At 46.3% G+C, this 21,155-nt stretch carries 14 protein-coding genes; 7 read left to right on the top strand and 7 right to left on the bottom strand.

Going from position 1 to position 21,155, the window contains the following annotated elements; all coding sequences use genetic code 11:
- Positions 1-102 precede the first annotated feature (102 nt).
- The 4 genes from RIF36_RS09385 (at position 103) to RIF36_RS09370 (ending at position 9,249) form a co-directional block, all read left to right on the top strand.
- Entirely contained in the window at positions 103-5,280 is a 5,178-nt protein-coding gene (locus RIF36_RS09385) for an IPT/TIG domain-containing protein (protein ID WP_350120721.1), read from the top strand.
- 178 nt (positions 5,281-5,458) lie between these two features.
- Positions 5,459-6,157 (top strand): ABC transporter ATP-binding protein, encoded by a 699-nt coding sequence (locus RIF36_RS09380; RefSeq protein WP_350073634.1) that lies wholly within the window; start codon positions 5,459-5,461, stop codon positions 6,155-6,157.
- Positions 6,157-8,718 carry an ABC transporter permease gene (locus RIF36_RS09375; RefSeq protein ID WP_350120724.1) on the top strand — a complete coding sequence of 854 codons (2,562 nt, stop codon included), beginning with the start codon at positions 6,157-6,159 and terminating at the stop codon, positions 8,716-8,718. The genes RIF36_RS09380 and RIF36_RS09375 overlap by 1 nt, the downstream gene beginning before the upstream one ends.
- 12 nt (positions 8,719-8,730) lie before the next feature.
- Positions 8,731-9,249 carry a Cif family virulence factor gene (locus tag RIF36_RS09370; RefSeq protein WP_350120727.1) on the top strand — a complete coding sequence of 173 codons (519 nt, stop codon included), beginning with the start codon at positions 8,731-8,733 and terminating at the stop codon, positions 9,247-9,249.
- Positions 9,250-9,338: 89 nt separating this feature from the next.
- Here the strand turns inward: RIF36_RS09370 and RIF36_RS09365 are convergent, their stop codons facing one another.
- Positions 9,339-11,033: an AMP-binding protein gene (locus RIF36_RS09365; protein WP_350120729.1), complete on the bottom strand. Its 1,695-nt coding sequence runs from the start codon at positions 11,031-11,033 to the stop codon at positions 9,339-9,341.
- Between the two features lie 649 nt (positions 11,034-11,682).
- On the opposite strand from RIF36_RS09365, the gene RIF36_RS09360 reads away from it, so the two are divergent.
- Positions 11,683-12,630, top strand: a complete 948-nt coding sequence (locus RIF36_RS09360) for a 3-oxoacyl-ACP synthase III family protein (RefSeq protein WP_151996385.1) — start codon at positions 11,683-11,685, stop codon at positions 12,628-12,630.
- 398 nt (positions 12,631-13,028) lie between these two features.
- Here the strand turns inward: RIF36_RS09360 and RIF36_RS09355 are convergent, their stop codons facing one another.
- A complete protein-coding gene (locus RIF36_RS09355) occupies positions 13,029-13,571 on the bottom strand; it encodes an NUMOD4 domain-containing protein (RefSeq protein ID WP_350120731.1) in 543 nt (180 codons plus the stop codon).
- 586 nt (positions 13,572-14,157) lie between these two features.
- On the opposite strand from RIF36_RS09355, the gene RIF36_RS09350 reads away from it, so the two are divergent.
- Positions 14,158-16,020, top strand: a complete 1,863-nt coding sequence (locus RIF36_RS09350) for a glycosyltransferase (protein ID WP_350120734.1) — start codon at positions 14,158-14,160, stop codon at positions 16,018-16,020.
- Positions 16,021-16,080: 60 nt separating this feature from the next.
- On the opposite strand, the gene tsf is transcribed toward RIF36_RS09350, so the two are convergent.
- From tsf to RIF36_RS09325, 5 genes are all read right to left on the bottom strand, one after another.
- On the bottom strand, positions 16,081-16,911 hold the full coding sequence (gene tsf / locus RIF36_RS09345; RefSeq protein ID WP_317489556.1) for a translation elongation factor Ts: 831 nt from the start codon (positions 16,909-16,911) through the stop codon (positions 16,081-16,083).
- Between the two features lie 113 nt (positions 16,912-17,024).
- The gene (gene rpsB, locus RIF36_RS09340; RefSeq protein WP_151996381.1) at positions 17,025-17,801 is read right to left on the bottom strand and encodes a 30S ribosomal protein S2; all 777 of its coding nucleotides are present in this window, start codon (positions 17,799-17,801) and stop codon (positions 17,025-17,027) included.
- A gap of 30 nt (positions 17,802-17,831) precedes the next feature.
- Positions 17,832-18,218: a 30S ribosomal protein S9 gene (rpsI, locus tag RIF36_RS09335; protein WP_151996380.1), complete on the bottom strand. Its 387-nt coding sequence runs from the start codon at positions 18,216-18,218 to the stop codon at positions 17,832-17,834.
- A gap of 10 nt (positions 18,219-18,228) precedes the next feature.
- Positions 18,229-18,678, bottom strand: coding sequence for a 50S ribosomal protein L13 (gene rplM / locus RIF36_RS09330; RefSeq protein ID WP_350073619.1), 450 nt, complete (start codon positions 18,676-18,678; stop codon positions 18,229-18,231).
- Positions 18,679-18,832: 154 nt separating this feature from the next.
- A complete protein-coding gene (locus RIF36_RS09325; RefSeq protein WP_350094958.1) occupies positions 18,833-19,543 on the bottom strand; it encodes an RluA family pseudouridine synthase in 711 nt (236 codons plus the stop codon).
- Between the two features lie 116 nt (positions 19,544-19,659).
- On the opposite strand from RIF36_RS09325, the gene RIF36_RS09320 reads away from it, so the two are divergent.
- Complete coding sequence (locus RIF36_RS09320) at positions 19,660-21,120, top strand: M14 family metallopeptidase (RefSeq protein WP_350120737.1); 1,461 nt, start codon at positions 19,660-19,662, stop codon at positions 21,118-21,120.
- The last annotated feature ends 35 nt before the right edge of the window (positions 21,121-21,155 follow it).

Here is a 21,155-nt window from a genome sequence, read left to right as displayed (position 1 = left end):
TGTTATGTTCGTTGGCAAACAATAACAGTCACTCGCAAAAATATTTTGGACGACTGAATTTTATAAGCAATGATTACTCGCATAATTAACAGCTACTTGCACATGAGTAATTTTTTCAAACGAGCCGCCCTACTTAATTTAGTCATTTTATTGCACTATGCAGCCACGGGCCTGGAACCAGTACCTACTACCGATAAGTTGGCGCTAAACAGCTATCGGGTTGACCTTTTAAAAATCTCCGCTTTTGCAGCAATGCGTGCTTTCGCCGGAGGTGACGGTTCGCCAGAGGATCCCTACCAGGTATCAACACCTGCGCAGCTTGACGAAGTTAGAAATGATCTAGCCGCCAACTACATACTCCTCAATGACATCGACTTGACTTTTGATACCAGCGACCCAAGTGGGTTGTTTTGGAACGATGGCGAAGGGTGGGATCCTATTGCGGACGAAATTAACGGGTTTACTGGCGCTCTCGATGGCGATGATTTTACCATCTCCGGATTATTTATCAATCGCCCCACCTCAAACTATGTTGGAGTTTTCGCTTCAACAGGAGATGGAGGTGAAATAAAAAATCTGCACGTCCTGAGTGTTAGCATCGTTGGGCAAGACCACGTCGGGGCACTAGTCGGGGCATCCGGCGGTCTTATCAGCTACTGCACCTCTAGTGGCAGCATACAAGGAGCTGCCCAATATGGCGGAGGTATTGCAGGTACAAATTATAGCACGATTATCAGCAGTTCCTCCGAAGTAGACCTCACAGGGACTACAACCCTGGGAGGGCTCGCTGGCCTGAACTTTGGCACCGTTTCCAAATGCTTTGCAACCGGAAATATCGAAGCCAGCGGTGAATATTCTGGCGGCTTGATTGGCTGGAATGCTGGCACAAGCAGTATCGTCAACAGCTTTGCAACAGGTAATGTTGCCGGTAGCATTAAAGTTGGAGGGCTAGTCGGATCAAATCAATCAACTATTGACTACGGCTATGCCACCGGATCTGTCACTGGAACCCAGGCAGTTGGAGGTCTGTTAGGTCACAACAACAATGGAAGCACATCAGACTGCTATGCCACCGGCCAAGTCACCGGTGACTCCGAAACCGGCGGGTTCGTTGGTGATTGGCTTAGTGGCACAATGGGTCCTTGCTTTTGGAACAGCGAAACAAGCGGGCAGGAGGCCGGGGGTTTTTTTAGCGAAGGTCTCACCAGCTCACAAATGCGGCAGCAATCGTCTTTCGAAGAGACTATCCCATGGGACTTTACCAACGACTGGGACATTAACGAAGGCACCAGCTTTCCCTGGCTGAGAGCTAATATTCAGGATCCGCCTCCAGGCGAGGTTAAGCCGCCTTCTACCCCCGAACCTGTCACCTTTGGCGAAGCCACCAGCAGTTCCGTGATAATCAACTGGACGGTGCCAAACAACAACGGCGCTGAAATTTCGGCCTACACACTTACTCAAAAAGAGGGCGCTGCTGGCAGCTACTCCGATGTGTACACAGGCCCCAACCTTACCCACAACGCTGCCGAACTCACGCCGGGAGAAACATACCATTACAAGGTAAAAGCCACCAATGTCGCAGGCGACTCAGAGTTTTCAGATGAATCAAGCATCCTGATTGTGGATGTACCTGCTAAACCAGCACCTGTGACATTTGGCTCTAAAACACCTTCGTCGGTTGTTGTAAACTGGACTGCCCCGGCAAACAATGGCTCGGTAATAACCGGCTATGTTCTGGAGCAAAAGACAGGTAGTAGTGGTGATTTTTCGGTCATTTTTTCCGCCAATTCCCTATCTCATGCCGTTACTGGTCTTACCACCAGCGAAGTCGTTTACTTCAGAGTAAAGGCCACCAACGCCATAGGTGAATCTGTATTCTCTAACGAAGCCGAGCTGGTTCTTCCGCCTGGCATTGTGTCCTTTTCTCCTACTTCAGGCCCTATCGGCACTCGGGTAACTATCACAGGGCTTAATTTCAGCGCTACGGCTGACAACAATGCTGTGACGTTTAATGAAGCGACAGCCGGGGTATCTCAAAGCACCACGACCACCATCGTGGCCTTCGTTCTCTCCTCGGGGAGCACCGGATTCATCGGCGTGACAGTAAACGGACAAACAGCTGAAAGCACAAGTAGCTTCACGGTTGTTCCAGTCCCCTCTATTTCATCTTTTGAACCATCTACAGGACCAGTTGGGGCTAGTGTGACAGTTTCAGGATCGAATTTTGGCGATGACATTTCTAAAACCCACGTGTTCTTTGGAAATGTGAAGGGAGAAGTTACTACCGTTAGTGCCAATGAACTAACGGTGAAAGTTCCGGCGGGAGCAACATATGATCCCATTTCCGTAACGGTAAATGGCTTGACGGCCCAGTCTTCCATCGCTTTCAGCACTTCCTTTAGCGGTGAAGGAGTCCTCAATTTGAACTCCTTTGATAATGTTACATTTGATGCGAACTCATCGTCTCATCAAGCTAAAATCGCAGATTTAGACAACGACGGTTGGCCGGATGTGGTTTTACTTAACAAGGACAATTCGTCTATTTCTATCTACCGCAACAACTCTTCAGCTAATGAAAACGGCGAAGTCACATTTGATCCTGAATTAGCTCTTTCAGGGTTTAGCGGCCCAACAGACATGACCATCGGGGATCTCGACGGGGATGGCAGGTTGGATATGGTGGTTACAAATTATATAAGTCATACTTTCTCCGTTGTAAAGAATTTAAGCAGTCCAGGAACGCTGGGGCAATCTAGTTTCACGTCGTTCACCATTTCTTCAGTCGCCGCTTCATTAAATAAACCATCCGGAGTTGCTGTTGGAGACCTAAACGGAGATGGCAAACCCGAAATCATCGTTGGTGGAGAGGAAAATGCAAAGCTTGCTGTGTTCAGAAACAGAAGTACTTTCAATCAGCTTAATGCACAGTCCTTTGAATTCGTGCATGGCTCGACTGCCAGCCTCCCTTATCATATAGCAGTTGCCGATATTGACCAAGATGGATTGGCCGACATACTGGTATCAAATTCATCGTCTGGTATTTCTGTACTAAGAAACCTGGGCACGGCTGGTGAGGTCACATCTGTCTTGCTGGCCGACAAAATTGATCTCGCAATCGGAAATGTCGAGGACATTGAAATTGCCGACGTGGATGGTGATGGCAAGCCTGACATAGTAACTACGGAAAAAGTATTTCGAAATTCCAGTACACCTGGCAATGTTACCTTCGCAGCAGGAGTTATTTTGAACACCGGTCAGACCAATCGAAAGCGAATTGACACAGGGGATCTTGATGGTGACGGAAGTCCTGAGATTATCATTGGTTCAAACTACATCGCAGTGGTGAAAAACCTAACTGAGCCGGGGGTGATCATCGAAAACTCATTTGAATACTTCAACCTGAGTTTAGGAAACCAAAGCTTGACAACCGGGCTGTTCCTCGGAGACCTCAATCGTGATGGCAAATCGGACATGGTGATTTCATCGGCTGGCAAAATCCTCGTGGCAATAAACCTTCTCCAGGATCCACCGTCAATCACATCGGTTACTCCGACCGCAGCGGAGATCGGGGCTGAAGTTGTTATTCAAGGGGCCAATTTCAGCAGTAGCCCAGACAAGAACCTGGTAACGTTCAATGGCAAACAAGCTACTGTGGTCACTGCCAACTCAACCAGCTTAACAGCCGTTGTACCGGAGCTGGCCAGCTCTGGTACAATATCGGTTACATATGCCGGGCAAACTGCCACAGGGACAGTTGACTTTGTGGTACTCAGGCCTCCTGTAATTACTTCTCTTTCGCCGACCACTGGAATTGTTGGCACGGCTGTCACCATCAACGGAGATAACTTCAGTGGCACCCGGTCAGAAAATCTTGTTACGTTCAATGGAATGGAAGCCACGGTTGAAACGAGTTCGGCCAAGTCAATTTTAGTGATTGTGCCTGCTGGAGCCACAACAGGCCCTGTCACCGTAAAGGTAGGGGTTTTGACCGCTACCAGTGAGACCAATTTCGTAGTTATCCCGCCTCCAATCATCACCTCAGTTAACCCGTCCACCGGGCGCTATGCAACAGAAGTCACGATTACGGGGGCTAATTTTGGCTCCGCAACCTCCGACAATGCGGTAACATTCAATGGTGAACCTGCCTTGGTCTCGTCCAGCTCCTCTTCGGTAATAATGGCATTAGTGCCCTACCCAGCTACAAGCGGGCCTGTAAAAGTAAAAGTACATGATCAAATAGCCACCTCTGCCAATGACTTTATCATCATCCCCCCTCCTAAAATAACTTCTGTTTCGCCAGGGGTGGGACGGGTAGGAACTTCCGTTACCATTGGCGGTACCAATTTCAGCGCTGTAGCGACGGAGAATGTGGTGACCTTCAACGAAACTCCTGCGACAGTGATATCAAGCACTGAGAATGAAATAGTAACGAGCGTCCCAGAGGGTGCCTCAACTGGCCCGGTGAAGGTCACCATTGGTGGCTACCATACAGCCACCGAGTTTGCATTTAACTTCTCGGTTCTTCCCCCCCGGGCAACGCAAACAATAGTGTTCGATGCCATCGACGATATTGTATTTGGGAATGCCGCTATTTCTTTAAATGCAGTGGCTAGCTCTGGCTTGTCTGTTGTCTACGCTGTTTCAGGCCCAGCCACCCTTGATGGCGTCGAACTCAGCTTCTCCGCTCCCGGTCTGGTGACGGTCACAGCCAGCCAGCCGGGCAACGAAGATTTTCTAGAGGCATCTTCAGTTACCCAAACCTTTTGTCTGCTTCCGCCTGCCGTAGTTATAAACCCTGCTCTACAGAACGTTCCTCCTTTGCTGGTGGCGGGCACAGATTTCCAGGGAGCCACTTACAAATGGTTCCTGAATGGAGAGTTCCTTAAGGACGACGACGCCTCACTGGAAGTAGATGTAGATGGAGGCTATCAAGTGCAGGTCGTCGCCGATGGCTGCGAGGGCGAATTGTCAAATAAACTCGACGTAATGCTTGCCCCGGAGGTGGAAACAGGCATCAAATTGACCGCATTCGGCACTTTGGTAATATACCCTAACCCTGCCAGTTACTCGGTTTCGCTTTCGATGGACAACCCCTCTCAAATAGAGACAATAGTTACTCTTCAATCGGTTACAGGTGCCATTTACGGCAGACAAACTTTCGAAAAATCCACAAAAAAATGGGAGACATCCCTGGACATCAGCCGGTTACCGTCCGGCTTATTCTTCATAATAATTCAGCAGGGTGATGCGCAGGATATTAAAAGAATGATAAAACAATAGACTCAGTCCATAGCAACAAGGACCACACTCCGGTTAGTTGGCTAACACGGGATCGAATAGAGCCGACAGGATTGTCGGCTTTATTTTTTGCCCCACTGGTATAATACACGGAACAACACCCCTCCTTTTCCGTTGTTAAAGCAAATCATCTGTTGAAATTATTTTAGCTTTGGCTATTATGTCATCTATTCTTAAAGTAACCAACCTCTCCAAGTCTTATTCAAGCGCCACAGGCTCACTCACCGTTCTCGATGATGTTTCCTTCGATCTGGCAAAAGGCGAAACATTCTCCATCGTCGGCCCTTCAGGTAGTGGCAAAACAACGCTGCTCGGTCTTTGCGCCGGTCTCGACAGAGCCTCGTCAGGCAGCGTTGAGGTGTGTGGTATCAAGCTCGATGCACTGGATGAAGATGACCGGGCAAGGGTACGCAACCAACACGTCGGTTTTATCTTCCAAAACTTTCAACTACTCCCCACGCTCACAGCATTGGAAAATGTGATGGTGCCGCTTGAGTTGAGAGGTGAAAAAGGCGTAGCAGCCAAAAGCATTGAGCTACTCGAAAGAGTTGGGCTCGGCAGCAGGCTTCACCATTACCCTACTCAGCTATCGGGTGGCGAACAGCAGCGGGTGGCGTTGGCCAGAGCCTTCTCCAACGACCCTGAAATCCTCTTTGCCGATGAACCCACTGGCAACCTGGATGAAGAAACGGGTATCAAGGTGGAGGAGCTTCTCTTCCAAATTAACAAGGAGCAAGGCACTACCCTGGTGCTGGTTACCCACAACATGGAACTGGCTAGAAAAACCGGCCGCATCCTCCGGCTGAAAGGGGGAAAAGTAATTGAACTCACCGAATCGGCACTGGCAGCGCAAGCGTAATGGATAGCAAAATCAGCATCAACCGACCTGAGTACAGCAAAAGTTGGCTTTGGAAAATGGCGTGGAGAGACAGCCGAAGAAGCCGCTCCCGGCTTTTTCTTTTCACCTCTTCTATCATCCTTGGCATCACCGCCCTGGTAGCTATCAATTCTTTCAAAGCTTCTCTTTTCTCTGCCATCAACGGCCAGGCGAAGGGGCTATTAGGGGCGGATTTGGTCGTGAGATCGAGCCAGCCATTTACAGAAGACTACCAGCCCCTGCTAGACTCTATTGGCACCGAGCGTTCCAGCGAATGCTACTTTGCCTCCATGATCTACTTCCCCAGGAGCCAGGGCACAAGGCTGGTGCAAGTGCGGGCTTTGGAGGGTGATTTCCCCTACTATGGAGCCATCGAAACCGATCCGGTGGAAGCCTCAAGGTCTTTCCGGGGCAAGAAGCAGGCCTTAGTTGACCAAACACTTATGCTGCAATTCGGCGTAGAAGTGGGAGACGAAGTAAAAGTGGGTACCGAGTCGTTTGAGATCGTCGGTCGGTTGCAAAAAATTCCCGGGCAAACAGGAATTACCACCAGCGTCGCTCCGGTGGTGTATATCCCTTACGAATACGTGGAGCAAACTGGTCTGCTGCAAAAAGGCAGCCGCATCAACTACATGGAGTACTTCAGGTTCGAAGACGAAGCCTACGTAAAAACCGTCGAAGAAACGTATGAAAAAAGGTTTGACCAATTAGGTTGGAGATACGATACCGTTGAAGAACAGAAGGAAGATACAGGCCGGGCATTCAAAGACCTGACGGGCTTTCTGAACCTGGTGGCCTTTGTTGCGCTATTACTAGGCTGCATTGGTGTTGCAAGTGCCGTCCACATTTATATAAAAGAAAAAATTACATCCGTAGCGGTGATTCGCTGCCTCGGCGGCACGTCTATCCAGGCCTTTTTTATTTTCCTTATCCAAATTGCATCAATCGGCTTGCTGGGTGGTATCATTGGAAGCGTGCTGGGATCAGTCCTGCAAATGTACCTGCCAGGTGTGCTCAAAGACTTCCTTCCAGTCACTGTCGATTTTGCCCTTTCGTGGTCAGCCATTCTGCAGGGCATTGCGCTGGGTTTGTCAATCTCTGTGCTATTTGCGCTTCCTCCGCTTCTTCGCATCCGAAAGGTAGCTCCTCTGCAGGCAATAAGGGCGGGAATTGATGGAGCTGTTCCTGATTCTACTCGTGGCATCTACCCTGTTTATGCGGCAATCCTTGCTTTCATTCTTGGCTTTGCGTGGTGGCAGATAGGCTCTATTCTCGATGCCTTGTCGTTCACAGGAGGCCTGATCGCAGCTTTTCTTTTGCTTGCCGGAGTTGCCAAACTGATCACCTGGTCAGTGAAAAAGTTTTTTCCTATCACCTGGAGCTATGTGTGGCGGCAAGGCCTGGCCAATCTTTTCCGGCCTCAGAACCAAACTATGATCTTGATTATTACAGTTGGCCTTGGCACAGCCCTCATCTCTACGCTTTACCTTGTTCAGCAATCTCTCATCAGTCAGGTAAGCATCACCGGTGCTGGCGACCGGCCCAATATGGTGCTTTTCGATATACAGTCTGATCAGAAAGAGGCCATCAAAACGATGACCCTTGACTACGAGCTCCCGGTTATACAAGACGTGCCCGTGGTGACCATGCGGCTGGAAGAACTAAAAGGTTATACTAAAAAAGAAGCAGAAGCGGACACCACGTTGGGCCTGCCTGACTGGGCCTACAATCGGGAGTATAGAATCACTTATCGAGATTCACTCATCGACTCAGAAGAGATCATTGCGGGCAAATGGCTTGGCAAAATAGAGAACCCCAACGACACCATTTTTATATCCATGAGCGACGGCTACGCCGAAAACCTTGGAGTGAAAGTGGGTGATGAAATGTTGTTCAACGTGCAGGGCGCTCTCATCAAAACCTACGTGGGAAGCCTGCGGCGCATTGACTGGAACAGGGTGCAAACCAATTTCCTGGTCATTTTCCCTGAGGGAGTGCTGGAAAAAGCACCTCAGTTTCATGTACTGATCACAAGAGTTGAAAACAACGAGCTTTCAGCCAGGTTTCAGCAGGCAGTGGTAAGGAATTACCCCAACGTTTCCATCATCGATCTTCAGCTGATCCTGTCAACACTCGACGATATTTTGGGAAAGGTGTCTTTCGTTATTCAGTTCATGGCACTTTTGAGTATTTCAACTGGCATTTTGGTTCTAATTGCCTCTGTTGTCATTAGTAAGTTCCAGCGAATACAGGAGGGTGTTCTTCTCCGAACGCTGGGTGCAAGCCGAAGACAGGTGCTAACAATAGCAGGCCTTGAATACTTGTTTCTGGGGGTTTTTGCCTCCTGTTCCGGCATATTATTGTCATTGGCCGGATCCTGGGCCCTGTCCTACTTCGTCTTCGAGTCTACTTTCAGCCCTGTGTGGTTGCCTCTTCTTGCAATAATTGGAGGCATTACAACGCTTACAGTAGCTATAGGGGTAACTAACAGCCGAGAAGTAGTGAACAACCCTCCACTGGAAGTTTTAAGACGTGAAATCTAATTTGACCCGAGTATGAATCGTTTTTTGGTAATCGTAGCATTGATATTGTGTGCAGCCAGCTCGGCAACGGCCCAAAAAAAAACCAAATGGTCAGCCGATCAGAAAGAGGTGCTCTCAGTAGTTTTCAACATGTTTGAAGGCATGAGGAGGGCTGACACCACCGGCTACCACAAAATGTTTACACCCAATGCACAGCTTCATACCGTAATGGACAGAGAGGCTGGAAAAGAAAGTCTCAGGTCAGATGATATGACCAAATTTTTTGAGGCCATGGCTAAACCCAGGGAAATCATGTACGATGAACCACTTTGGGATATCAGGGTAGAAATAGATGGCAGGCTGGCCCAGGTTTGGACTAAGTACGCCTTCTTCGCTGGCGACAAATTTTCCCATTGTGGAGTCGACGCTTTTCTTCTATTCAAAGACAAAGATGGCAACTGGAAGATTTTCGAGCTGGTGGACACAAGGCACTTTGGCGAGGAGAATTGCAACCTTCCGAAGAAGCTTCTGAGAGCACTTTCAGACCTGTAACATTTATCAAAATCGTTTTTTTTGCAAAAAAGAACCCTGCTGAAAGATTCAACAGGGTCCCTGAAATTGATAAGCACAAAACAGAAAAGTTATGTCCAGATGACAGTATTCTCTGTTGCGTACCAAGTTTGCAAATTTTCTTCGTATTTCCCTTCTAAAACATTTCTTTTTATGCTCATTTTGGGCGTCAATATGCCATTTTCCATTGTCCAGGGCTCCTTCATCACAATCACCTTCCTCACTCTTTCGTAGTCTACCAAATCCTTGTTCACCATGTTCATGGTATCCGCAAGCGATTTTTCTATTTCAGCTCTATTCTTTTTAAGCGCCTTGTCTGAAATCACCACCAATGCCACTGGCTGCGGGAGCCCCCTGCCCAAAACACATATTTGTTCTATGAATCCATTGAGCGAGTAACCCCATTCAATAGGCCCCGGCACTATGTATTCGCCTTTGGCTGTTTTAAAAGTGTCTTTCACCCGACCCGTAATTTTCAGGAAACCATCACTGTCAATCTCTCCCATGTCACCTGTATGCAGCCAACCATTTTTAAGCACCGAAGCTGTCATTGCAGGTTCTTTATAGTATCCCTGCATCAACCATGGAGCCTTCATAAGAATCTCACCAGTTTCAGCCTCTATTTTGAGTTCAGAACCACGATAAGGCAGGCCAACAGTACCCATTTTAACATTGTCAGGGTGCATCAGCGTGCAGGCACCAACGTTTTCCGTCATACCGTACAGCTCAAGCAACTGAATGTCCAGCGCATTGTACCACTTGTGGAGTGACGGTGGACAGGGAGCGGCGGCAGTAAGGCAATACTCTGCCTCATTGAGACCAAGGCCCGTCCGAATTTTCTTTTTCACAATTCCTGAAATAATTGGCAGCTTCAATAGAAAATCCAGCCTCGACTGTGGCATTTTTTCCCAAACGCCCATTTGAAATTTGGTCCAGATACGAGGCACGGCAAAAAACATGGTAGGCTGTGCATTTGAAAGGTTCTGCATGAACGTATCCAACGATTCAGCAAATGAAATAACTCCGCCACAATGGAGGGCACCCAACTCAATAATCATTCGCTCTGCCACATGGCACAATGGAAGGTAGGAGAAATAACGATGACGCTTATCTCCAAAATTTATCACATACTTTGCGGCAGCGGCAGTGAACTTCAGTTGCTTGTGGTTATACATGACACCTTTCGGCGAACCGGTCGTTCCCGATGTGTAAATAATGGTGCACAAATCCAGCTCATCCGGAATATTGCTTTCTGTCAAAGGATCATTCTTTGCAATAATGTCCTGCCACTTGTCGTAGTCGTCTACATGGCTTTCAGGTAAAGTCAGGCAAGGCAGTGTTTCAGGAATACCCTTCTTCATACTGTCCCACTCATCTACTTTTCCAACAAAAAGCAGCTTCACTTCGCTGTGTTCCAGCACCTGGTTCAGCTGCTCGCCTACCAGATTTGGGTATAGGGGAACTGAGATATAACCGCCCATCATGATCGCCAGGTCGGCAATAATCCAGTGGGAGCAGTTTTTGGAAATCAACCCAACATGGTCTCCCTTTACAAGGCCCCGGCTCTTTAAATAAGAAGTCATTCTGCGGGCTTCGGCCCCCACTTGTTTCCAGGTGTATTCGATCCATTGATCCCCATTGGGTTGTCGTAAAAAAACACGATCAGGTGTCTCTTTTTCCCAATGAAAAAACCATTCTACGAGTGATCTTGGATCATACTTAGACCTGATGTTTTCAGGAATTTCAATTGCTTCAGTCGAGATCATACGGATGTTGTTTCCTGAATTTATGAAAATTGATCTAAAACTTGGAGAATTTTCCATGAAAGTAAGTCCCAAGTAATTTCCCGGCTACGGATTCACAGGCTATAGCCGGTTTGCTGGTCAGCTAAAACTACAAGTTTAACAACAAAGCTGTACACTCCTGAAAGAAAAGTGTTACAAAAACGGACACAGACAGTTCGCTATAAATATTCAAATAACTGATTACCAAGTATTTGCAATTTTTGGCATAGCAATTGGCTAACATGTTACAGGTCAACAACTCAAAATAATCAGGACATCAAATTTTAAATGAAATGTTACGGCAAATGTTACTCAGTAAAAATGTGTGGGCTAGTCTGGCAATTATGCTAGGCCTAACAATACTGTGGGAGGCTAGCCAGGATCAACCATCAGCTAGTGCCATGCACAACTTAAACCATCAAGTTGCCAAAAGATAATGACGAAATGGCGGTCGTTAAAGCGACCTAAAAAAGAAAAACTCAAAAATAAATTCTGACTAAGGACTAATCAATCTCTAAACAACCGGGCAGACTACTGTCCGGTTTGTTTTTTGTAGCCAAACATAAAAAATAACAAGGTTAATAGACCCGAAAGTGTTTATTTTGAGGCAAAATCCTAGCACACAGGATACATGTACATTAGAGATATCTCACATTATATTCCCAGCCAGCGAGTTACTAATCAATACTTCGCCGATCTAAACGGCCTTACAAACGAGTGGATCGTTGAAAGGACTGGCATTTCTGAAAGGCGAAAGGCCGGTGTGGAAGAAAACACGGCAACAATGGCTCTTGAGGCCGTCAAAGCGCTCGAAAAACAAATAGATTTTCCTCTTCAGCAAGTCGATCTGATCGTAGGCGCTTCTTACACTCCTTACGACACCATCGTTACACTTGCCCACAAGACACAGCATTACCTCAATGCAACGAATGCAGCAGTGGTCTACATTTCATCTGCCTGCTCTTCGTTCCTCAACGCCATGGAGATTGTGGAGGGTTATATGGCAATGGGAAAGTCAAAAAATGCGCTTGTTGTCCTTTCCGAGCATAACACGGCCTACCACAACGAACATGACCACAAAGCCGGCCATCTTTGGGGTGATGGTGCCAGTGCCTTGCTGGTGACCAAAGACAAGCCAACTACTCCAAGTTTGGCTGTAAAAGAAATTTTCACCAGAGGTGCCGCCCATGTGGGAAGGGGCCTGGAGGGAGTTACTTTGAGACCTCTCCATGGTGGTATTGAAATGCCCTATGGAAAAGACGTGTTTCTAAACGCCTGTTCTTATATGGCATCGGCCACCAGAGACATCATTGAAAGAAATAACTACACACTTGATGATCTTTCTTACCTGATACCTCACCAGGCCAACCACAGGATAACAAAGAATGTGGCGGAAAACCTGAAGCTATCACCTGAGAAAGCGATTTCAAATGTACAGTACCTGGGCAACACCGGGTGCGCAGGTGCTGCGATTGGCATATCCGAGCACTGGCAGGAGTTCAAAAACGAAGACAAAATAGTGGTAACCGTTTTTGGTGGTGGCTATAGCTACGGAGCCATGCTTCTCGTGAAAGAGTAGCGGTACGTAAAACCATTTTTAATTGTTGCACTGTACATCACCGGCCTATGGCTGTATCATTTTCGGACAGTCTGCCAAGGAAGCATTTCCAACGATACCCACAAACACTTGTATTTCAGCACCTTACAAAAGTTGGCACGTCGTTTGGCTATTAACAGGTGTCTGCAATCAGGCAGGCAAAAAGGTCAAGAACTCAAAATAGAAAATAACAATACGCAAAGTGGATGCTGAACGACAACAACGGAAAAATCTACTCTGCCTCGAATCTCAAGGTTAAAATATACTCCTGAGTCCTGGGGTTTTAAGTGGTTACTTAACACCCAAATACTGGAAAAAGGATATAGTTTTTAGTTTACGGTTGGTTGATGGAAAAGGGAGGGCACAAGCCCTTCTTTTTTTTATTCCACTGCCTCAAGCATTTCCTCTTCCACTTCGCTATCGACATAAACCTCCTCTTTTCTTGGACGCCCCTTAAAGGTGGTGTCTGGCTTAAATCCATTTTTATAGCGTCGCTTCCTGATCTTCCAAACCTTATAGTTGTCTTTGTTTCCGTTTTCAAACTGGAAAGCCATATGTTCAGAAGAACTTACCCATTCCAGGTTGGTCGAGTCATTATTGCGTGGGTTATTGTCAAGATGAATAATCATATTGTATTCATCCGGAAGAACATTGATACAATAAGCCTTTGCAACTTCCTTGTGCGGATAAACAGTTCTCCTCTTCCCGTCATCATTGAGAAGGTCCAGGAAAAAGCACTTGCACGATTTGTTCCACCTTTGCTTCATCACCTTGCCCTTCACCTTCATCATCGTTTGGCTTCCCCTGTGAAAAGTCTCACGGTCTTTGCTTCTGATACGACCCCTATTGGATACTTCGTAGTTCGAAAATTCATCAATGGGCTTCCACACCTCTTCTATACGTTCAATTCTTTGAATGCTCATAGCGTGTGTTAGTAAAATCTTAAACTAATGTTGTCTATTTTATAAATACTTCAATAACGACGGTCAATTACCCCCGTTTGAAGAGAATATTTCAAATATAGCATTTTGTTGGTAGGAGAAAATCAAAATGGGGAGAGGGCAAAAAAATATTTTTGCTGTCAACAAAAATTAATACGTACATAGATGTTATATAAAATAACAGGCCATGATAAAAAATACTATATGGAGGACAAAGAAAATATATTCATAAAAGATTACATAAAAATTTACACATATCGGCTCTATATAAAAATATAAAATTTGTAGCGCAAACGATTGCAAAATTTGTTGATCGGGCAGACATGGTGGCAACACCGGTCAAAACAATCAGCCAGTCGGCGCTGAACGCAAAACTCACTCCCAAGTGAAAAACCCTTTCATATGAGCACTACTTAAAATAGCTCCTAATGAAGAAATATGGAAACAATTTTTCCTATTGATGATTTTACCACTCAATACTGGCTCAGTAATTTCTTCCTTAAAAAAATAGTTATAATTTACCTAGCGCATTGGAGACCCTACATATATACCTACTAAGCACCCTACTATGAGCACGACCAAAGGCCAGGAAGCAAAAGCTGTAAAAGCATTAAAGAGAATTAGCAAAAAGGAAATGAAAGACACCCTTCTTGTGGAGATAGCCTGGGAGGTTCTTAATCAGGTGGGTGGCATATATACAGTAATACGCTCCAAGGTGCCGGCCACGATGCCCAAATGGGGGGACAACTACTGCCTGCTGGGCCCCTACTTTAAACACCAGGTATCAGCTGAATTCGACCCAATTGACGATTTCTCTGATCCTTTTGGTAAAGCCGTTCTTAAAATGCGGGAAAAGGGATTTGAAGTACACTATGGACATTGGCTTGTGACAGGGCGCCCAAAAGCTGTTCTATTTAACCTTGGCAGCATTTGGAACAAGCTTGGTGAAATCAAATACTTACTGTGGGAACACCATGGCATCACCACGCCTGCCGAGGATCACCTGATTGACCAGGTGGTTGCCTTTGGAGAGTGTGTTAAAATCTTCCTGGAAGAACTGTCGCTGGGTGCCGCCAAAAAGAAAAAAATCATAGCGCACTTTCACGAATGGATGGCTGCGTCATGCATTCCGGACATCAGAAGGCAGAAGATGCCAATATCAACGGTGTTTACAACTCACGCCACCTTACTGGGCCGCTACCTTGCCATGAACAGTGCCGACTTCTACCAGCACCTCCCATTCATGGACTGGTCCAAGGAGGCAACCAATTTCAACGTCGAGGCCATTGCCAATCTGGAGAGAGCCGCCGCTCACGGAGCACAGGTGTTCACCACGGTTTCTGACGTGACAGCCCAGGAGTGTAAGTACCTGCTTGGCAGAACGCCTGATGTGATCCTACCAAACGGCATCAACAATCAACGGTTTGAGGCACTGCACGAATTCCAGAACCTTCACCGGGAGTACAAAGAAAAAATACACCAGTTTGCTATGGCTCACTTCTTCAAGAGCTACACTTTTGACCTGGACAATACACTGTATTTCTTTACATCAGGGCGGTATGAATACAAAAACAAAGGGTTCGACCTGGCACTTGAGGCGCTGGCTCGCCTCAACTGGAGGCTGAAAAATGAAGGCAGCGAAATGACGGTTGTGATGTTCTTTATTACCAAACAACCGTTCCATAGCATCAATCCGGATATTCTGCACAGCCGGGCTGTGCTCGAAGAGTTGCGCCAAACAACAGATGCTATCAAGAAACAGGTAGGTGAAAGATTGTTCTACTCAGCCGCCTCCAGCAGCGACCACCGTCTACCCATGCTCAACGACTTTGTTGATGATTATTGGAGATTGCGCTACAGAAGACTTCTGCAAAGCTGGAAGACGGATCAATTACCACCGGTGGTCACTCACAACCTGGTAGACGATGGCGGCGACGATATCCTTAACTTCCTTAGAACATCCAGCCTTCTCAATCACGAGGATGACAGAGTGAAAATTGTGTATCACCCCGACTTTGTAAACTCCACCAACCCGCTGTTTGGCATGGAGTATGGCCAGTTTGTCCGTGGCTGCCACATGGGTGTTTTTCCAAGCTACTACGAGCCCTGGGGCTACACTCCGCTTGAATGTATTGCCAGTGGGGTGCCTGCCATCACAAGCGACCTGGCTGGGTTTGGCGACTACGTATTGCACAATATGAAAGACCACGCCAGCAACGGAATCTATGTAGTAAACCGTCAAAAACGAAACTACAACCAGTCGGCCGACCAACTTGCTTACCAAATGTACAAGTTCATCAATATGAACCGGAGGGAAAGAATCACCTTGCGAAACAAGGTAGAGAGCACGTCGGTGTATTTTGACTGGACTACCCTAACGAAGTATTATGATCAAGCCTATCAGTTGGCGCTTGACAGGTTGAAGGCTTGACAATAAAAAAGCGTCCTCAAATGAGGGCGCTTTTCCTATCTATTAATGATAATATAAACTTTAACCGATTGAAATTCTCTTAAACGAAGTGACAGTCAATCCCTTTTGAACACTATCAAGGTATTGAGCAATCGTTTTGGAGTTGTCTTTCACAAAAGCCTGGCTAAGCAATGTGCTTTCTTTGAAGAACTTGTTCAGCTTGCCAAGAGCAATTTTCTCTACCATTTCCTCTGGCTTACCCTCCTGACGAGCGATGTCTTTTCCAATCTCGATTTCCTTCTCAATAACGGCTTTGTCAACGCTGTTTTGATCCACTGCAATTGGGTTCATGGCTGCAATCTGCATACCCACGTCACGACCAGCGTCAATCACATCGGCGCTGTTCCCGCCTTTTAGGGCTACCAAAACGCCAAGTTTGCTGCCTGCGTGGATATAAGAAACTACTGTTTCGGCTTCCATCACTTCGTAAGCAGAAATTTCAAGCTTCTCACCAATCTTACCAACAAGCTCGATGATCTTCTCGTCGACTGTAAGATCGCCAGCCTTAAGTGCCTTCAAATCTTCTACCGAAGCTGGAGACTTAGCAAATGCAAGGTCGATTATCGTATTGCCAAGCTTAACGAACTCTTCGTTTTTAGCAACAAAATCTGTTTCGCAAGTGAGGGAGATGAGAACTGCTTTTGTATTGCTGTCGTTAGTGCGCACAAAAACGGATCCTTCTGTAGTTTCACGATCAGAGCGGGAAGCAGAAACCTTCTGTCCCTTTTTCCGCAAAATCTCTATTGCTTTTTCGAAGTCACCATCCGATTCTGTAAGTGCTTTCTTACAATCCATCATGCCGGCGCCGGTCATTTGCCGTAACTTGTTTACGTCTTGTGCAGTGATTGCCATTGTTATTTATCCTTTAATGTTTTTTGAAATGCTTTAAACAAAAATTGAACACCGAAGAATCTCCGATGTTCAATTTTTAAAATCTATCCGTTGCCGGATACACTATTTATAAATTAATCTTTTGATTCTTCTACTGCCTCTACTTCATCTACCCGACGCTTCTCATCTTCGTCTTCTTTAGACTTTGCATCGTCTTTTTCTCTCTTGCGCTCGTTGAGACCTTCCTCAATTACTTCAGAGATGTAAGATAAAATTAGTTTCACAGACTTGTAAGCATCATCGTTACCTGGGATAGGGAAATCAACCTCGTTAGGGTTTGAGTTCGTATCCACGATAGCAAACACAGGGATGTTCAGCTTTTGAGCTTCCTTCACCGCTATGTGCTCACGCTTGATATCCACGATGAAAAGAGCTGCAGGAAGACGAGTAAGGTCAGCGATACCGCCAAGTACTCTTTCCAGTTTCTCCTTTTCACGAGTCACCATCAAACGCTCTCTCTTGGCAAGTCCGGTGAAGCTTTCTTCCTTCATCAACTTGTCAATACCCTGCATTTTCTTCAATGACTTGCGGATAGTAGCAAAGTTTGTAAGCATACCGCCCAACCAGCGCTCAGTAGCATAAGGCATCTTCAGCCTTCTTGCTTCATCAGCCACCAGGTCTTTGGCCTGCTTCTTCGTAGCCACGAACATCACCTTACGGCCTGAACGTACTACTTGCTTGAGTGCTTTAGACGCTTCTTCGAGGCACACAAGCGTTTTGTTAAGATCGATAATATGGATTCCATTCTTCTCCATGAAAATGTATGGAGCCATTTGGGGATCCCACTTTCTCGTTAAGTGTCCGAAATGAACACCAGCGTCTAGTAAGTCCTTGTATTCTAGATTAGCCATTAATTATATATAAAGTATATGAAATACTGATTAACGCTTACTGAACTGGAATCTTCTACGAGCCTTAGCACGGCCGTATTTCTTACGTTCAACCATACGAGGGTCTCTGGTAAGGAAGCCTTCCTTTTTCAATGCCGGACGGAACTCCTCGCTGATTTCGCAAAGCGCCCTGGAAATGGCCAAACGAATCGCTTCAGCCTGACCTTTGATCCCACCGCCGTCAACATTGATTTTGATATCATACTTGCCCGACTCGCTGGTAAGTTCAAGAGGCTGCTGAACAATCAGACGAAGAATTTCTGAAGGGAAGTATTCTTCAAGGCTTCTTTCGTTTACGTTGAAAGTACCTTTTCCGCTCTGAAGATATAGTCTCGCTACGGAGGTCTTTCTTCTGCCTATGGTATTGATTACGTCCATTAACTAAATACTAATATGTTACCTTGATTTCTTTTGGTTGTTGTGCAGCATGAGGGTGCTCAGTGCCTGCATAAACATAAAGGTTACGGAATTGCTCTCTGCCCAAGCTATTCTTTGGAAGCATTCCTCTTACTGCCATCTCCACAAGTCTTCTTGGGTCTTTTTCCAACACCATTCTAGGTGAAGCAAAACGCTGACCACCAGGATAACCTGTGTGACGGATGTATGTTTTGTTGTTCATTTTCTTACCAGTAAGGCGAACCTTCTCGGCATTCAAAATGATCACGTTATCTCCACAGTCCGCATTCGGAGTGTAGCTAGCTTTTGTCTTCCCACGAAGAATATTAGCCACCCGGCTTGAAAAACGACCAAGAATCTGATCAGTAGCATCAATCACTACCCAGTTCTTCTCAATTTTCGCCTTGCTTAGAGACTGTGTTTTGTAGCTTATCGTATCCATTTATCGAAACAGCTTTAATTTCTTTATTGTGTACAGAATATACCTTGCCCTCAAAAAGGGACACAAAGATAGAAGTATAAAAATTGAATTACAATAATGCCCTGAAAATATTTAAGTTAGCTCCGACCGCTTGCCAAAATCAACTTCCGCCGGATCAGCTATTCTTCTCCAACTGCTTGATCAGTACCTCAAAATCCTTTGGGTAAGGAGCCACAGCCCCTACTTTCTTACCATCAAGGTCTTTGAAGGCCAACTCATGGGCATGCAACGCATAGCGCTTGATCAACGGTTGCTCTTCTTCAAACTTGCCAATGTTAAACTTGCGCTTAAGGCTGGACAAGTAAAGCCACTTACCACCGTATAGCTCGTCGCCGGCAATAGGCGCCCCCGCATAAGCGCAATGCACTCTCACCTGGTGCATACGGCCCGTCAGCGGCTTGCAGCTCAACAGGGTGTGATTGGAAAACGCTTTTACAGAATTCAGTATAGTCTCCGATGCCTTTCCTTTCCGGCTAGGCTTTACCTCACCCTTTCCGGTTGTAAGCAAGGGAACAGCCACTTTGTGATCCTCAAACTTGTGGATGCCATCCGTCAGCGCATGGTATATTTTATACACCTTCCTTTTTTCAAACTGAATTGCCAGGCTCCTGTAAGCCTCCGGATTTTTAGCGATGGCAATCACTCCCGATGTGTTTTTGTCGAGCCGATGCGCTACCTGAGCATCGGCTACATAGCCCCTGGCCAAATCGAGTATGTTTCGCTCGCTCTGTCTGTCCATGAGGGTAGAAAGAAAAGGAGGCTTGTTTATCAGCAGGTAGTTCTCATTTTCAAACAAAATCCAGTCCTCAAATTTTTCTTTCTTCATGAAGCAAAACTAATTCCGACCACAAAGCTATCACACAAAAAGCAAAAAGCCTTCAATGGTTAAATTAAGGTTGCCAATAGATGATATTTATCCTTCCTTGTTGAAAAGAACCCAATATGAAAAGATCAACCTTCCTGTTTCTTACCGCATTGCTCTGCCAGCAGGCTTTCGGCCAGCAAAATGAGTTTTTAACAAAAGTGGAAGCAGCCTATGACGACTTCGCTGAGAAAAGCATCTCAGTAAGGCGGTTCAAACACGGCGACGTGGAGCCACTTCTTTTGAACCTCAAAACAAAACAAGGCTTCTCTGTTACCAAAGCAGGTGAGAGCATAGAGGGGCGGAGCATTTATTTGGTGAAAGCCGGTACAGGCCCGGTAAAGGTGCTGCTTTGGTCGCAAATGCACGGCGACGAAACAACTGCCACCAGGGTGCTGCTCGATATGTTCAACTTCCTTTCTGATAAAAGCCAGTTTGCCAAAGAAAAGGAAGCCCTTTTAAAAGGCGTCACTTTGTACTTCATTCCCATGCTGAATCCCGACGGAGCGGAGCAGTTTCAAAGAAGAAATGCCCTGGGTATTGACATCAACAGAGATGCTGTAAGGCTACAGTCGCCGGAAGCACAGTTATTGAAGCATGTCAGAGACAGCCTGAATCCTGATTTCGGTTTCAACCTGCACGACCAGAATTCGGCAACCAGTGCTGGCAGCACCGGAAAGCCAGCGTCTCTGTCTTTTTTGGCACCCGCCTATAACGAAGCAAAAGACATTAATGAATCAAGAAAGGCCGCCCTGCAAGTCGTGGTCAAACTTAACAACCTGGTGCAAAACTACATGCCCGGCCACACCGCCAGGTACGACGACACCTTTGAGCCGAGGGCGTTTGGTGACAACATTCAGAAGTGGGGAACCGGCACAATACTAATCGAATGCGGTGCCTACGCTGACGACCCTGAAAAGCAAGTAATCAGAAAGGTGCATTTTCTTGCTCTGTTGGGCACTCTGCAAAGCATAGCTGATGGGAGTTATAAAAAGCTTGATAGCAACGACTATTTCAAAATACCTGAAAATGGAAGGTACTATGTAGATCTGCTGGTTAAAAATGGGCAGCTAGCGCTTGAAAACAGCTGGTACACTATGGACTTGGCAATAAGACTCAGGGAGAACACCCGTGAAGACCTTAGAACCTATGACGTGGCAGGTTATATTGAAGACTTTGGCGACATGTCGGTCTATTTTGGCTACGACGAAATTGATGCGACCGGAATGACGATCGTGCCAGGGAAAGTTTACCCGGACATTTTCGAAACAATGGAGGCCATTCCAGCAGACAAAATCAACAACTGGCTACAGGAAGGGTACACTTATGTGAAGGTGAGAAAGCTGGTTGGGAGATATGTTGACTTGCCGATCAATATTATCGGCGCTTACCAAACACCTGATGGAAGCATCTCATTCGGTGATCCTGCCACATTTATCATCACCAAAGATGGAAGGGTTATGTTCACTGTGGTGAATGGAATGGTTTATAATCCGGCTACAAGCAACAAAGGAGTTAAGAACGGAGTGGTGGTCAGGTAAAACATCCTCTGTCGAGCCCTTGCGTAATTGATGGA

Origin of the sequence: Imperialibacter sp. (assembly GCF_040222815.1) — a bacterium.
In the GTDB taxonomy this organism is placed as follows: domain Bacteria; phylum Bacteroidota; class Bacteroidia; order Cytophagales; family Cyclobacteriaceae; genus Imperialibacter.
The sequence above is the reverse complement of the archived record's forward strand: the minus strand, read 5'-3'. Positions and strand labels throughout refer to the sequence as shown.

Bases quoted from the DNA above. Each gene is read 5' to 3' on its own strand.
- RIF36_RS09385 (WP_350120721.1), top strand. From the start codon at position 103: ATGAGTAATTTTTTCAAACGAGCCGCCCTACTTAATTTAGTCATTTTA.
- RIF36_RS09380 (WP_350073634.1), top strand. From the start codon at position 5,459: ATGTCATCTATTCTTAAAGTAACCAACCTCTCCAAGTCTTATTCAAGC.
- RIF36_RS09375 (WP_350120724.1), top strand. From the start codon at position 6,157: ATGGATAGCAAAATCAGCATCAACCGACCTGAGTACAGCAAAAGTTGG.
- RIF36_RS09370 (WP_350120727.1), top strand. From the start codon at position 8,731: ATGAATCGTTTTTTGGTAATCGTAGCATTGATATTGTGTGCAGCCAGC.
- RIF36_RS09365 (WP_350120729.1), bottom strand. From the start codon at position 11,033: ATGATCTCGACTGAAGCAATTGAAATTCCTGAAAACATCAGGTCTAAG.
- RIF36_RS09360 (WP_151996385.1), top strand. From the start codon at position 11,683: ATGTACATTAGAGATATCTCACATTATATTCCCAGCCAGCGAGTTACT.
- RIF36_RS09355 (WP_350120731.1), bottom strand. From the start codon at position 13,571: ATGAGCATTCAAAGAATTGAACGTATAGAAGAGGTGTGGAAGCCCATT.
- RIF36_RS09350 (WP_350120734.1), top strand. From the start codon at position 14,158: ATGAGCACGACCAAAGGCCAGGAAGCAAAAGCTGTAAAAGCATTAAAG.
- tsf (WP_317489556.1), bottom strand. From the start codon at position 16,911: ATGGCAATCACTGCACAAGACGTAAACAAGTTACGGCAAATGACCGGC.
- rpsB (WP_151996381.1), bottom strand. From the start codon at position 17,801: ATGGCTAATCTAGAATACAAGGACTTACTAGACGCTGGTGTTCATTTC.
- rpsI (WP_151996380.1), bottom strand. From the start codon at position 18,218: ATGGACGTAATCAATACCATAGGCAGAAGAAAGACCTCCGTAGCGAGA.
- rplM (WP_350073619.1), bottom strand. From the start codon at position 18,678: ATGGATACGATAAGCTACAAAACACAGTCTCTAAGCAAGGCGAAAATT.
- RIF36_RS09325 (WP_350094958.1), bottom strand. From the start codon at position 19,543: ATGAAGAAAGAAAAATTTGAGGACTGGATTTTGTTTGAAAATGAGAAC.
- RIF36_RS09320 (WP_350120737.1), top strand. From the start codon at position 19,660: ATGAAAAGATCAACCTTCCTGTTTCTTACCGCATTGCTCTGCCAGCAG.